Genomic DNA, 11,803 nt, shown 5'->3' on the forward strand with positions numbered 1-11,803 from the left:
GACAAAACATCATAGGCCGTATTGGACAACCGGCTAAGACTGAGTGGATCACTCGAAAAGGAGGATCCATGAGGACAGGGATGTTCGCGTTTGCGCTGGGGTTGCTGGCCTTGCGCTTTTTACCGGCATTGCCGCCGACCGGTTGGCTGATCGCCCTGCTGGTGTTGGCCTTGATGCTGTTGCCGTTTCGCACTTATCCCTTGGCGTTTTTTCTGTTGGGGCTGAGTTGGGCCTGTATCAGCGCGCAGTGGGCGCTGGATGACCGTCTCAGGCCCGCGCTGGAGGGGCAAACACGCTGGGTGGAAGGGCAGGTCAGCGGGCTGCCGCAACAGACGGGCGATGGCGTGCGCTTCGTACTCACCGACAGTCGGTCGCGTAACGCTCGGTTGCCCAAGCGCATCCGGGTGTCCTGGCGCGGTGGGCCGCCCGTGCGCAGCGGTGAACGCTGGCGCCTGGCAATCACCCTCAAGCGGCCGGCCGGGTTGCTGAACTTTCATGGGTTTGATCAGGAGGCCTGGCTGCTCGCCCAGCGCATCGGCGCCACGGGTACGGTAAAGGACGGAGAGCGCCTGGCCCCGGCTACCGCCGCCTGGCGTGACAGTGTGCGTCAGCGCCTGCTGGCGGTAGATGCCCAAGGCAGGGAGGCAGGCCTGATTGCCTTGGTGTTGGGCGATGGCTCTGGATTGGCGGCGGCTGATTGGCAGGTACTGCAGGACACCGGCACTGTGCACCTGCTGGTCATCTCCGGCCAGCACATCGGCTTGCTCGCTGGCTTGATCTACGGATTGATCGCCGGCCTGGCGCGCTATGGGTTCTGGCCTCGAACCTGGCCGTGGCTGCCGTGGGCCTGTGGGCTGGCGTTCACCACGGCATTGGGTTATGGCTTGCTGGCCGGGTTTGGCGTGCCGGTACAGCGCGCCTGTGTGATGGTTGGGTTGGTATTGTTGTGGCGATGGCGCTTGCGTCATCTCGGGCTGTGGCGGCCGTTGTTGCTGGCGCTCAATGGGGTGCTGGTCCTGGAACCATTGGCCAGTGTGCAGCCGGGTTTCTGGCTGTCATTTGCGGCGGTGGCGGTGCTGATCCTGGCGTTTGGCGGACGGCTGGGGCCCTGGAGCCTATGGCAGGCCTGGACCCGGCCGCAGTGGTTGATTGCCATCGGGTTGTTTCCGGTCTTGCTGGTGTTGGGGTTGCCCATCAGCCTGAGCGCACCATTCGCTAACCTGGTGGCGGTGCCATGGATCAGCCTGGTGGTATTGCCGTTGGCCCTGTTGGGCAGCGCATTGCTGGTGCTGCCGTTTGTGGGGGAAGGATTGCTCTGGCTGGCGGGAGGGGCGCTGGATGCCTTGTTTAACGGCTTGGCGTGGCTCGCCGGGCGGATGCCGGCCTGGATTCCGGCCGAAGTACCGCCGGGGTATTGGCTGGTGAGTCTGCTGGGCGCCACGTTGCTCCTGCTGCCCAAGGGCGTGCCGTTTCGTGTGCTGGGCTGGCCGATGCTGTTGCTGGCGGTGTTTCCACCGCGAGCGCCGGTGCCTGACGGGCAGGTGGAGGTGACGCAGCTTGACGTCGGCCAGGGGCAATCGCTGATTTTGCGTACCCGCCATCACACCTTGCTGTACGACGCCGGCCCGCGCTCCGGAGCCTTTGACCTGGGGGCCCGCGTGGTACTGCCATCTTTGCGAAAACTCGGGATAGGGGAGCTGGACATGCTGCTGCTCAGCCACGCCGACGCCGATCATGCCGGTGGCGCAGCAGCCATTGCCAAAGGCATGCCGATCAAGCGCGTGGTGGGCGGAGAGACCGAAGGCCTGCCAATATCGCTCGGCACCCAGCCTTGCGTCAGTGGCGAGCGCTGGACCTGGGATGGCGTGACCTTCGAACTCTGGCAATGGCCTGACGCTATCAGCGGCAACGCGAAGTCCTGCGTTTTGCAGGTGCAGGCCAAGGGTGAGCGCCTGTTGCTGACCGGTGATATTGACCGCGCAGCCGAACAGGCCATGCTCGCGTCCCCCCTTGCTGTGCCCACCGATTGGCTGCAGGCGCCGCACCATGGCAGTCGCAGTTCTTCGTCCTGGCCCTTTGTGGAACGGCTTGCGCCGCGATCTGTGCTGATCTCGCGTGGGCGCAGCAACGCGTTCGGCCATCCCCATCCGCAGGTGATGGCGCGTTACCAGCGGTTGGGCAGCCAGGTGTATGACTCTGCCGAGCAGGGCGCCGTGCGTCTGCGATTAGGGGCTTTCGCGGCGCCGGTTGTTGCGCGCAGTCAACGCCGGTTCTGGCGCGAGCGGTTACCTTAGCCGAGGCCGATGGGGTCTGTGGTCTACGCACCTATATGGTAAAGTGGCGCACTTTTTCGAGGGGACATTCACTGTGTGGGAATTGGTCAAATCCGGCGGCTGGATGATGTTGCCGATCATCATGAGCTCTATCGCCGCACTCGGCATCGTCGCCGAACGCCTGTGGACCCTGCGCGCCAGCCGCGTGACCCCCGAGCATCTGCTGGGGCAGGTCTGGGGTTGGATCAAGAACAAGCAACTGGACAAGGAAAAGCTCAAGGAACTGCGCGCCAACTCCCCGTTGGGTGAAATCCTTGCTGCAGGCCTGGCCAACTCCAAGCACGGTCGCGAGATCATGAAGGAGTGCATCGAAGAGGCCGCCGCCCGCGTCATTCATGAGCTTGAGCGTTATATCAATGCTCTCGGCACCATCGCCGCGATGGCGCCGTTGCTCGGCTTGCTCGGCACAGTGCTGGGCATGATCGATATTTTCAGCTCATTCATGGGCGCCGGCATGACCACCAACGCGGCCGTACTGGCCGGCGGTATCTCCAAAGCGCTGATCACCACAGCCGCAGGCTTGATGGTGGGTATTCCTTCGGTGTTCTTCCACCGATTCCTGCAACGTCGCATTGATGAGCTGGTGGTCGGCATGGAACAGGAAGCCATCAAGCTGGTGGAAGTGGTGCAAGGCGACCGTGACGTCGACCTGGTTGGGGGCAAAGCGTGAAATTTCGCCGCAAGCAACGGGAAAACGTCGATATCAACCTCGCGTCGCTGATTGACGTGGTGTTTATCCTGCTGCTGTTTTTTGTCGTCACCACCACCTTCACCCGGCAGACCGAGCTGCGCGTCGACCTGCCGGAAGCCGTGAGCGGCTCGCCGGCCGAAGACCAGCAAGTCAAGCAACTGGACATCGCCATCAGCGCCGACGGGGTGTTTTCGGTGAACAACCAGTTGCTTGAGAAAAACGACCTGGCCAGCCTGATGGACGCCTTGCAGAAAGAGTCCGGCGGCGACACCAAGCTGCCACTGTCCATCAGTGCCGACGGCAAGACCCAGCATCAGGCCGTGATCACCGCGATGGACGCCGCCGGAAAGCTCGGCTTCAGTCATCTGCGCATGACCACCGTCGAGGCGGCGGGCCAACCCTGATGGCCATGTCCGATCGTTTGCTCAAGGCCTGGTACGAGGGCCATCCGGCACTCACGCTGCTGCGCCCGCTGGAGTCCTTGTACCGTGGGGTTGTGCAGCGCAAGCGTGCGCGCTTCCTGGCGGGTGAGGGCGAGATCTATCAATCGCCGGTGCCGGTGGTGGTGGTCGGTAATATCACCGTGGGTGGCACTGGCAAGACGCCATTGATCCTGTGGTTGATCGAACATTGTCGACGCAGCGGCTTGCGCGTGGGGGTGGTCAGCCGCGGTTATGGCGCCAAGCCGCCACAGTTGCCATGGCGGGTTGAAGCCAGCCATAGCGCCGAAGTGGCGGGTGACGAGCCTTTGTTGATCGTGCAGCGCTGCGGCGTCCCGTTGGTGATCGACCCCAATCGTAGCCATGCAGTCCAGGCGCTGCTGGCCAGCGAAACCGTGGACCTGATCCTTTCCGACGACGGCCTGCAGCACTACCGCCTGGCCCGTGACCTTGAACTGGTCCTGATCGACGCCGCCCGCGGCCTGGGCAACCGTCGTTGCCTGCCGGCGGGGCCGTTGCGTGAGCCGGTGGAGCGGCTGCAGAGTGTCGACGCGTTGCTGTACAACGGCGCCGTCAGTGATCGAGACGATGGTTTCGCCTTTCGCTTGCAACCCACGGCACTGGTCAACCTGCTGACCGGCGAGCGGCAGCCGGTGGATCATTTTCCCGCCGGCCAGCCGGTGCATGCGGTCGCCGGTATTGGCAACCCGCAACGTTTCTTCAATACCCTTGAAACGCTACACTGGCAGCCGATACCCCATGCATTTGCCGACCACGCGCCCTACAGCGCTGAGGTCCTGAATTTTACGCCGTCATTGCCGCTGGTCATGACCGAGAAGGACGCGGTGAAGTGCCGCGCCTTTGCCCAGCCCGACTGGTGGTACCTTGCGGTGGATGCACTGCCGTCGCGGGCGTTCATCGCCTGGTTCGACACGCAGCTGATGCGTCTGCTGCCTGCCCGTCTTTTGCCTTAAACTGCTGCTTTCCAGGAACCACTCATGGACACCAAACTGCTCGACATCCTCGCTTGCCCGATCTGCAAAGGCCCGCTCAAGCTCAGCGCCGACAAAACCGAGCTGATCAGCAAAGGCGCCGGCCTGGCTTACCCGATCCGCGATGGCATCCCGGTGATGCTGGAAAGCGAAGCCCGCACCCTGACCACCGACGAGCGTCTGGATAAATGACCACCGCCTTTACCGTTGTCATTCCTTCCCGCTACGCATCGACCCGTTTGCCGGGCAAGCCGCTGCAACTCATCGGCGACAAGCCGATGATCCAGCGGGTGTGGGAACAGGCCTGCAAAAGCAGCGCCGAGCGTGTGGTGGTGGCCACCGACGATCCGCGCATCATCGAAGCCTGCAAGGGGTTTGGCGCCGAGGCGGTGTTGACCCGCGAAGACCATAACTCCGGCACCGATCGCCTGGCTGAAGTTGCCACCCAGCTTGGCCTGGCACCGGACGCCATCGTGGTCAACGTACAGGGTGACGAACCCCTGATCCCGCCCAGCGTGATCGACCAGGTCGCTGCCAACCTGGCCGCCCATGGCGAAGCGCGCATGGCGACCCTCGCCGAGCCGATCGAAGACATCGAGACCCTGTTCAACCCCAATGTGGTGAAAGTGGTCAGCGACATCAACGGCCTGGCGCTGACGTTCAGCCGCTCGGTCTTGCCTTGGGCGCGCGACGCCTTCGCCAAGAAACCTGACGTATTGCCGGAAGGCGTGCCTTACCGTCGCCATATCGGCATTTACGCCTACCGCGCCGGTTTCCTGCATGACTTCGTCAGCTGGGGCCCGTGCTGGCTGGAAAACACTGAATCCCTGGAGCAACTGCGGGCCCTGTGGCACGGCGTGCGTATCCATGTGGGCGATGCGCTGGAAGCACCGCCGGCCGGTGTCGATACCCCGGAAGACCTTGAGCGCGTCCGTCGCCTGCTGGGGGGCCTGATGGAGGTTCTGTTTGTCTGCCTGGGCAACATCTGCCGTTCGCCCACAGCAGAAGGCGTACTGCGTCATAAATTGCGCGAAGCGGGGCTGGCGGGGCAGGTGGAAGTAGCGTCTGCAGGGACGGGTGAATGGCATGTCGGCAACCCGCCGGATCAACGCAGTCAGCGTGCGGCGTTGGTGCGCGGCTACGATCTGTCCGCCCAGCGTGCCCAGCAGGTGTCTCGCGCCGACTTTGCGCGTTATGACCTGATCCTGGCCATGGATCACAGCAACCTGCGCAACCTCAAGGCCCTGCAACCGGGCCAGGGCAAGGCGGAGCTGGACCTTTTCCTGCGCCGCTACGACGCCGAAGTTGACGAAGTGCCGGACCCGTATTACGAAGGTGAACAAGGCTTCGAACGGGTCCTGGACCTGATCGAACGCGCCTGTGATTTATTGGTGATCGAATTGAAGGGGCGGTTATGACCTTGCAAGTGCTTGCGCAGGTATCGCTCAAGCCATTCAACAGCTTTGGCATTGATGTCAGTGCCCAGTTGTTTGCCGAGGCCCACAGCGATGATGACGTCCGTGAGGCGCTGGCCTATTCAGCGGTGCACGCGGTGCCGCTGTTGGTGATCGGCGGTGGTAGCAACTTGCTGTTGACTCAGGACATTCCGGCGCTGGTCCTGCGCATGGCTACCCAAGGCATCCGTGTGTTGCATGACGACGGCACGCAGGTGGTGGTCGAAGCCGAAGCCGGCGAAGCCTGGCATCCGTTCGTGCTGTGGACCCTGGAACAGGGCTTCTGCGGCCTGGAAAACCTCAGCCTTATCCCCGGCACCGTCGGTGCAGCCCCGATGCAGAACATCGGCGCCTACGGCGTGGAGATCAAGGATGTATTTGCCGGCCTGACTGCTCTGGATCGCCACACCGGCGAGCTGCGCGACTTTAGCCTGGACGAGTGCAACTTTGCCTACCGCGACAGTCTGTTCAAACACGAAACCGGACGCTGGCTGATCCTGCGCGTGCGCTTTGCCCTGAGTCGCGCCAGCCACCTGAAACTCGACTACGGGCCGGTGCAACAGCGCCTGGCGGGGCAGGGGATCACCGAGGCGACGCCGAGTGACGTCAGCCGCGCGATCTGCAGCATCCGCCGGGAAAAACTGCCGGACCCGGCAGAACTGGGCAATGCCGGCAGCTTCTTCAAGAACCCGCTGGTGTCCCAGGCGCTGGCGGCTGAGCTGCAAGCGGTGTATCCGGACCTGGTGGCGTACCCGCAGGCGGATGGGCAGATGAAGCTCGCGGCCGGCTGGCTGATCGACAAGGCGGGGTGGAAGGGCTTTCGCGACGGCGATGCTGGCGTACACAAGTTGCAGGCGTTGGTGCTGGTCAACTATGGCGATGCCACGGGGCACGATATTGCGAACTTGGCCCAGCGTATCCAGCGCGACATCGCTGAGCGTTTCAAGGTTGATCTGGAAATGGAGCCCAACCAGTATTAAGTCCCTTGAAACAAAAATGCCCCGCATCTTTGGATGCGGGGCATTTTTTATTGCGTTAACAATCAGTCATCACGGCTCATGATGCCGAAGATCTGCAACAGGCTGATGAACAGGTTGTAGATCGACACATACAGGCTGATGGTCGCCATGATGTAGTTACGCTCGCCACCATGGATGATTGCGCTGGTCTGGAACAGGATGCACACCGAGGAGAACAGCACGAAACCTGCGCTGATCGCCAGTTGCAGGCCGCTGATCTGGAAGAACATGCCCGCAACCACCGCCGCCAGCAGCACGAAGAAACCAGCGGTGATGAAGCCACCCAGGAAGCTCATGTCCTTACGGGTGATCAGCACGTAGGCCGACAGACCACCAAACACCAGCGCCGTCATGGCGAACGCCGAGCTGACCACTTCCGCGCCGCCAGCCATGCCGAGGTAACGGTTGAGGATCGGGCCGAGGATAAAGCCCATGAAACCGGTCAAGGCAAACGCCGACACCAGGCCCCAGGCCGAGTCACGCAGCTTGTTGGTCAGGAAGAACAGACCATAGAAGCCGATCAGCACGACAAAGATATTCGGGTAGCCGACACGCATCTGCTGGGCCACGAACGCCATCACGCCGCTGAATGCGAGGGTAAGGGCGAGCAAGCCATAGGTGTTGCGCAACACGCGGCTGACTTCAAGCTGCTCAGCCTGCGCGTTACCATTCACTGCGTAATTCTGTTCGCGCATGGCGACACTCCTTCGATTTTGAAACGTTCAGTCGCAAAGATCATAACAGACGCTCTGTAACAAGCGATGGCAAGAGTTTGACAGTGTGTTTCATTCGGGTATTATGGCGCCCGCTGAGACGGGATGGGCTACTATAATCCTGTGATGCACAAGGGAAATTGGCAGAGTGGTTGAATGCACCGGTCTTGAAAACCGGCGGACGTTAATAGCGTCTCCAGGGTTCGAATCCCTGGTTTCCCGCCAAGATTCAAACGAAAGCCCCGCACTAGCGGGGCTTTTGTGTTTCTGGGGTTTGACGATGCTTTCAGTTAAACACCTAATCGTTTCCGCATCATTTCAGGCAGTTTCCGCAACTCGATGTCAGCGGGTCGGTTTCACGATCTCCCCGACACGCCTGTAAACCGTCTCGGTTATGCGTTTGTCGGTATGCCCCAGCAGTCGGCTGGCATCACCCAGGTCCAGGATTTCGCTGGCCGCTTTCGGGCGGATGTCACGGAACTGGAACTGCCGAATACTCGCGGCCAACACTCCATCGCCTGCGCCCCTGGCGATGACGATTGCCTTGTCGCGCGCATCGTCAAAACGCAGTCGCAGCATGTGCTTGGTCACTTGCCTCCCGTCCTCCGTGACGATCAGATAAGGGTTTCGAACCCCTCGCGCGCGTCTCTGCGCAATCAGGCGCTCAACCAGCATGCCCAAATCATTCAGCGCACCGGCGGCCGTCAGGCGGATCCGCAGCTTCTTGGACGTCTTGCCTTGGGATACCTGCAGGAACTCGTTAACCACGTCGGCCTCCCGCATTGACAGCGTGTCAGCCGGGCGCTGGGCAGTCAGGTATGCCAGATCCATTGCATCGCGCAGCTCTGAGGCTGCCACCGCGTATACGGCGCTCCAGATTTCCTCGCTGGCGTAGAAGTCGCGCGGCGCCTCTTTGTTCTTGCGCACACCGGCGGCGGGGTTGGCCTTAGTCAGTCCCCACTCGCGTGCGATGTTGTAGATGTGTGACAACAGGGAGATCTCCCGGTTGGCTCGAACCTTGGCGGTGCGACTGTCGCGGTACTGCGCAATAATCTGCGGCGTAACCGCATCGATAGGCGCGTCACTGAACACATTGCGCAGCTGTTTCAGGCTCAGTCGGTTATCGCTTTGCGTTTTGGGCGCCTTGCCCGGGATGATCTCCCGTTCGTACCGGTCAAACACTTGGCCCAGCAGAGCGTTCTTCTTCGGTACCGGCTTGCAATCGAGCTTTGCCCATTCAGCCTTGGCGATGTCCAAGTCACCCCCGAGCGGGATCTCTACCCGCTTCCCGTCTTCATTCCTCCCGTCGTAGTAGTACCCAACCCACTCTTTACCGCCTTTCAGCGTGCGCACGCGCCGAATCATTCGCGGCGGCAGGTCCCTGTTCGCCGCCTTTTTTGCTCGCATCGATTTATCCTACTTTTGACAGATCCAGTGACCAGGCTTCGGCCGCGACATTCTCTGCTGATGGTTTTACGCCTGCCAGTTTCATGCGGGCGTAGACGCGGCCTACTACAGGTCGGCGCGCGCGGGTCAGCACATACTTCCAGCCGTTTCGATTGAGCCAGGCGATCTGGCCTGACGGGATCATGTAACCGGTGATTGCCGCGATCTCTTCCTCGGCAAGGGTTTCGCTTTGAATTTCCATAGTGGTGTCCTTGCCGCGCTGGGCGGCAGAAAGTGGCCCACCGCTTTGCGGCAGGCACTTGTGCTTTAATGAGAAAAATTCTTACAGGTGGCGCGAAATGGATAAGGCGTTTAGAAATCCTTTGTTTTTAACTGGGATCCCGTTGGTAATCTGCGGCATTGCGATCACTGCGCCAGTCCTGTGGATTACCGGTTTGGTTTTGATGGTTTGTGGGTTGGCGAAGAGCAAGAAACAGCCTTGATGCTCACCGGCAGGCATGCAGGGGGATGGAGTAATGGCGTTTTGCCTAGATATCTGAGTTGCTTTGATGGGTGTAAAACAGGGAATCAACCCATTCACTTGCCAGGAGGGCGTGTGTCACACCAAATAGATGTTCCGATTGCCCACGCATATCGGGGTCACACGATGTTCCTCAAGTTCGACTGGCGACGCCCGAACGATGACGCCCCTGTGGCGGCCAAGATCATCGAGCCCGCTCCAATCGACGGCTTGGGCGAAGTTGCCGCTGTACTGGAAGGGCCATGGCCTGATTATCCAGCGGCACTGGACGAAGCTATCGCCGCTGCTGAGCGCTGGATCGACAGCCAACTGCCTTAAGCCGGCTCACCGCCAGGCATGTAGGGGGATTGGGGATAGGGCTTCTGCGTTTTCTTCAGCTTGTTCCAGTGCCGCCAGATGTTTTCCTCGGGCACCTTCTTTTGCAGGGTGAAGTCGCAGTCGCGGCAGATCACCCAGCTCAGCCCGGCGCTGCAGCTGCTGTCCAGTTCCAGGTTGTCGCTTGCGCACTCAGGACATGGTTTCAGTTCGTCGCTCATTAATTCGACTCCCCCGCGATTGTAATACCGGCCGCTTTAATGGCCATGAAGCAGCCGTTACGCATGCGGATCTTTGCGTGGTGGGCATCAAGGAAGCTGTCGTCGATGGCATCTTCTGGCGGTTCCGGCGAAGGGCCAACTGTGGGCAGGGCCACCACCAGAGTTTCCCGAGAGCGTTTGAACCAGTACCAGGCTCGAGCAACGCGCGGCAAGCTGTAGCTATCGCCCAGGCGCTGCAGCTTGATGAACGCCACGGGCAACTTGCCGTTATCGTCGCTGAATGCCTGCTCGAATTGATCCTGCATTGTCTGCGTCATGGCCTTGGCCCCTTGCAGATGAACACTTAGGCGAACCAGAGGGTGGCGATCATGGCGTCACCCGCTTGCGTACCCACACGCACATAGGGCCGTCGTCGGTATCGTGAATCGAGAAGATGAACCAGCCATCGCCAGGAGGATTGGTGGGGTTCCAGGCTGCACAGTCGGCGATACCTTCAGCAAGCCAAGACGCCTGCACGTCCTCTGACGCGTCGTATTCGAAAGCCAGTTCGCGTACTTCCAGGCCGCGCGAGTCAAACCAGGCGTATGGGATCAACTCGTCTTCGGTGGATGGCCAGGCCGGGTGGGTCCAGTAGCCATGTTCGTCACGCTCAACGGGCAGCGGCTGGATCAAAACGGTTTCTTCAGGCATACCGGGTTCCTTGCCGCTATAGCGGCTGACTTTGAAGGGGGAGGGGTTACTTACGGAGTGTTCGAACTGCGGCGTCGTATTCGAGCGGATCGCCGTTTGGGTATTGCTGAACGATTTCCATCAGGCGCTCGCGCTCAGGATCGACAGGCAGACCAACCGCTACCGGCGCGGGCTGCTCGGCGTAGGTCAGCGCTCGCACTTCGTACGCGGGGTCTTCAACGGCCCACCCAGGTTTGTATGTGAACAATCCTGGCTTAACTCCACCGCCGGTCACTTCCCACGCCACAGGCTCGCCCTGGGGCTGGCGCTTCAACGTTTCGATCTGTTCGTCGCGCTGGTTGAGCAGGAGTTGCAGGGCGTCCCGCTCGGCGGTGACGCGATCGAGGTCAGCTTGCGGCGGCATGGGGGCGGCTGAGAGCATGGCAGCCCAGCAAAGCTTCGCGCGGAAAGCTGCTTGCTGGCATCCGCTCATCTCTTGGTACTGCTCCCAGACTTCCTCATCGGAAAAGCACTCGTCTGGAACCGATTCGAAGCCGTTTATTACCATGGTCTCGGTCGGTTCAACCGGTACCAGTTTCCATTGACTGCTCATACAGCCTCCCTCGTTACCAGATCATGGGCATTCACACCCAGCGGCGGGTTGTCGTGTCCGGGACAGCCATTACCCGTGAAGTCAAAGCCTTCACATGGTGGCCCGAATGGCAGTACTTCCTTGCCCTGGGCCAGCGCTTCGAGCAGGTGATCCTTCGCCTCGTCAGCGGTGCAATCACGTCCATCCATGCGGAACATACCCTTGAGCTGGCGCTTGCTGAAGTCGCGAATTGCGCCGCGCACGCTCAGGTGAATGTGAAAGGTGCGGCCATTCGGCCCGAAGGGATCAGCCGGTTTGTTTTCTGTATGCATGGGGAGTCCTTGCCGGGCCATGCCCGGGCGGTGGAGGATGGTGAGGGATCAGCTACAGTTGAATGGTCATTCACAAGGAGTGCAGAAAATGGCATGTCGAATTTG

16 protein-coding genes, 1 tRNA gene and 1 pseudogene are annotated in these 11,803 nt (G+C 61.0%); 10 read left to right on the forward strand and 8 right to left on the reverse strand.

The window, feature by feature from the left end; translation table 11 throughout:
• The first annotated feature begins 68 nt into the window (after positions 1-68).
• The 8 genes and pseudogenes from AB4O08_RS24185 to murB all read left to right on the forward strand — a co-directional run bounded on the left by AB4O08_RS24185 (position 69) and on the right by murB (position 6,890).
• Positions 69-2,294, forward strand: coding sequence for a DNA internalization-related competence protein ComEC/Rec2 (locus AB4O08_RS24185; protein ID WP_029529109.1), 2,226 nt, complete (start codon positions 69-71; stop codon positions 2,292-2,294).
• A gap of 73 nt (positions 2,295-2,367) precedes the next feature.
• The gene (locus AB4O08_RS24190) at positions 2,368-3,003 is read left to right on the forward strand and encodes a MotA/TolQ/ExbB proton channel family protein (RefSeq protein ID WP_010209649.1); all 636 of its coding nucleotides are present in this window, start codon (positions 2,368-2,370) and stop codon (positions 3,001-3,003) included.
• Positions 3,000-3,428, forward strand: coding sequence for an ExbD/TolR family protein (locus AB4O08_RS24195; RefSeq protein ID WP_010209650.1), 429 nt, complete (start codon positions 3,000-3,002; stop codon positions 3,426-3,428). Before AB4O08_RS24190 ends, AB4O08_RS24195 begins: the two co-directional genes overlap by 4 nt.
• Positions 3,428-4,438: a tetraacyldisaccharide 4'-kinase gene (gene lpxK, locus AB4O08_RS24200; protein WP_010209651.1), complete on the forward strand. Its 1,011-nt coding sequence runs from the start codon at positions 3,428-3,430 to the stop codon at positions 4,436-4,438. The genes AB4O08_RS24195 and lpxK overlap by 1 nt, the downstream gene beginning before the upstream one ends.
• A gap of 24 nt (positions 4,439-4,462) precedes the next feature.
• The gene (locus AB4O08_RS24205) at positions 4,463-4,648 is read left to right on the forward strand and encodes a Trm112 family protein (RefSeq protein WP_003174668.1); all 186 of its coding nucleotides are present in this window, start codon (positions 4,463-4,465) and stop codon (positions 4,646-4,648) included.
• Positions 4,645-5,406, forward strand: a pseudogene (gene kdsB, locus AB4O08_RS24210) (3-deoxy-manno-octulosonate cytidylyltransferase); the annotation flags it as partial. The gene AB4O08_RS24205 and the pseudogene kdsB, both read left to right, overlap by 4 nt.
• Before the next feature lie 3 nt (positions 5,407-5,409).
• Positions 5,410-5,874 carry a low molecular weight protein-tyrosine-phosphatase gene (locus AB4O08_RS24215; protein ID WP_010209653.1) on the forward strand — a complete coding sequence of 155 codons (465 nt, stop codon included), beginning with the start codon at positions 5,410-5,412 and terminating at the stop codon, positions 5,872-5,874.
• The gene (gene murB / locus AB4O08_RS24220) at positions 5,871-6,890 is read left to right on the forward strand and encodes a UDP-N-acetylmuramate dehydrogenase (RefSeq protein WP_010209654.1); all 1,020 of its coding nucleotides are present in this window, start codon (positions 5,871-5,873) and stop codon (positions 6,888-6,890) included. The genes AB4O08_RS24215 and murB overlap by 4 nt, the downstream gene beginning before the upstream one ends.
• A 62-nt stretch (positions 6,891-6,952) precedes the next feature.
• Here murB and AB4O08_RS24225 read toward each other — a convergent pair whose 3' ends face one another.
• A complete protein-coding gene (locus AB4O08_RS24225; protein ID WP_010209655.1) occupies positions 6,953-7,624 on the reverse strand; it encodes a Bax inhibitor-1/YccA family protein in 672 nt (223 codons plus the stop codon).
• Positions 7,625-7,776: 152 nt separating this feature from the next.
• On the opposite strand from AB4O08_RS24225, the gene AB4O08_RS24230 reads away from it, so the two are divergent.
• Positions 7,777-7,867, forward strand: a tRNA-Ser gene (locus tag AB4O08_RS24230).
• A gap of 117 nt (positions 7,868-7,984) precedes the next feature.
• Here AB4O08_RS24230 and AB4O08_RS24235 read toward each other — a convergent pair.
• On the reverse strand, positions 7,985-9,049 hold the full coding sequence (locus tag AB4O08_RS24235; protein ID WP_460114396.1) for a tyrosine-type recombinase/integrase: 1,065 nt from the start codon (positions 9,047-9,049) through the stop codon (positions 7,985-7,987).
• 4 nt (positions 9,050-9,053) lie between these two features.
• Complete coding sequence (locus AB4O08_RS24240) at positions 9,054-9,290, reverse strand: DUF4224 domain-containing protein (RefSeq protein WP_068936822.1); 237 nt, start codon at positions 9,288-9,290, stop codon at positions 9,054-9,056.
• Positions 9,291-9,644: 354 nt separating this feature from the next.
• Here AB4O08_RS24240 and AB4O08_RS24245 point away from each other — a divergent pair, with 354 nt between their 5' ends.
• Positions 9,645-9,887 carry a hypothetical protein gene (locus AB4O08_RS24245; RefSeq protein ID WP_460114397.1) on the forward strand — a complete coding sequence of 81 codons (243 nt, stop codon included), beginning with the start codon at positions 9,645-9,647 and terminating at the stop codon, positions 9,885-9,887.
• Here AB4O08_RS24245 and AB4O08_RS24250 read toward each other — a convergent pair.
• Genes AB4O08_RS24250 through AB4O08_RS24270 form a run of 5 tightly spaced genes read right to left on the reverse strand, consistent with a single transcriptional unit; the run spans position 9,884 to position 11,698 of the window.
• Entirely contained in the window at positions 9,884-10,105 is a 222-nt protein-coding gene (locus AB4O08_RS24250; RefSeq protein WP_460114398.1) for a hypothetical protein, read from the reverse strand. The two genes, AB4O08_RS24245 and AB4O08_RS24250, sit on opposite strands and share 4 nt — an antisense overlap.
• A complete protein-coding gene (locus AB4O08_RS24255; protein WP_460114399.1) occupies positions 10,105-10,422 on the reverse strand; it encodes a hypothetical protein in 318 nt (105 codons plus the stop codon). Before AB4O08_RS24255 ends, AB4O08_RS24250 begins: the two co-directional genes overlap by 1 nt.
• Before the next feature lie 49 nt (positions 10,423-10,471).
• Positions 10,472-10,795, reverse strand: a complete 324-nt coding sequence (locus AB4O08_RS24260) for a hypothetical protein (protein ID WP_460114400.1) — start codon at positions 10,793-10,795, stop codon at positions 10,472-10,474.
• Positions 10,796-10,841: 46 nt separating this feature from the next.
• Positions 10,842-11,387 carry a hypothetical protein gene (locus tag AB4O08_RS24265; protein ID WP_460114401.1) on the reverse strand — a complete coding sequence of 182 codons (546 nt, stop codon included), beginning with the start codon at positions 11,385-11,387 and terminating at the stop codon, positions 10,842-10,844.
• Entirely contained in the window at positions 11,384-11,698 is a 315-nt protein-coding gene (locus AB4O08_RS24270; RefSeq protein ID WP_460114402.1) for a hypothetical protein, read from the reverse strand. Before AB4O08_RS24270 ends, AB4O08_RS24265 begins: the two co-directional genes overlap by 4 nt.
• Positions 11,699-11,803 lie beyond the last annotated feature (105 nt).

The organism is Pseudomonas sp. H3_E07 (assembly GCF_054668895.1).

Excerpts from the sequence above, each read along its gene's own strand:
- AB4O08_RS24260 (WP_460114400.1), bottom strand. The coding sequence starts at position 10,795 with ATGCCTGAAGAAACCGTTTTGATCCAGCCGCTGCCCGTTGAGCGTGAC.
- AB4O08_RS24235 (WP_460114396.1), bottom strand. The coding sequence starts at position 9,049 with ATGCGAGCAAAAAAGGCGGCGAACAGGGACCTGCCGCCGCGAATGATT.
- AB4O08_RS24225 (WP_010209655.1), bottom strand. The coding sequence starts at position 7,624 with ATGCGCGAACAGAATTACGCAGTGAATGGTAACGCGCAGGCTGAGCAG.
- AB4O08_RS24265 (WP_460114401.1), bottom strand. The coding sequence starts at position 11,387 with ATGAGCAGTCAATGGAAACTGGTACCGGTTGAACCGACCGAGACCATG.
- lpxK (WP_010209651.1), top strand. The coding sequence starts at position 3,428 with ATGGCCATGTCCGATCGTTTGCTCAAGGCCTGGTACGAGGGCCATCCG.
- AB4O08_RS24255 (WP_460114399.1), bottom strand. The coding sequence starts at position 10,422 with ATGACGCAGACAATGCAGGATCAATTCGAGCAGGCATTCAGCGACGAT.
- AB4O08_RS24185 (WP_029529109.1), top strand. The coding sequence starts at position 69 with ATGAGGACAGGGATGTTCGCGTTTGCGCTGGGGTTGCTGGCCTTGCGC.
- AB4O08_RS24215 (WP_010209653.1), top strand. The coding sequence starts at position 5,410 with ATGGAGGTTCTGTTTGTCTGCCTGGGCAACATCTGCCGTTCGCCCACA.
- AB4O08_RS24250 (WP_460114398.1), bottom strand. The coding sequence starts at position 10,105 with ATGAGCGACGAACTGAAACCATGTCCTGAGTGCGCAAGCGACAACCTG.
- murB (WP_010209654.1), top strand. The coding sequence starts at position 5,871 with ATGACCTTGCAAGTGCTTGCGCAGGTATCGCTCAAGCCATTCAACAGC.
- AB4O08_RS24240 (WP_068936822.1), bottom strand. The coding sequence starts at position 9,290 with ATGGAAATTCAAAGCGAAACCCTTGCCGAGGAAGAGATCGCGGCAATC.
- AB4O08_RS24270 (WP_460114402.1), bottom strand. The coding sequence starts at position 11,698 with ATGCATACAGAAAACAAACCGGCTGATCCCTTCGGGCCGAATGGCCGC.
- AB4O08_RS24205 (WP_003174668.1), top strand. The coding sequence starts at position 4,463 with ATGGACACCAAACTGCTCGACATCCTCGCTTGCCCGATCTGCAAAGGC.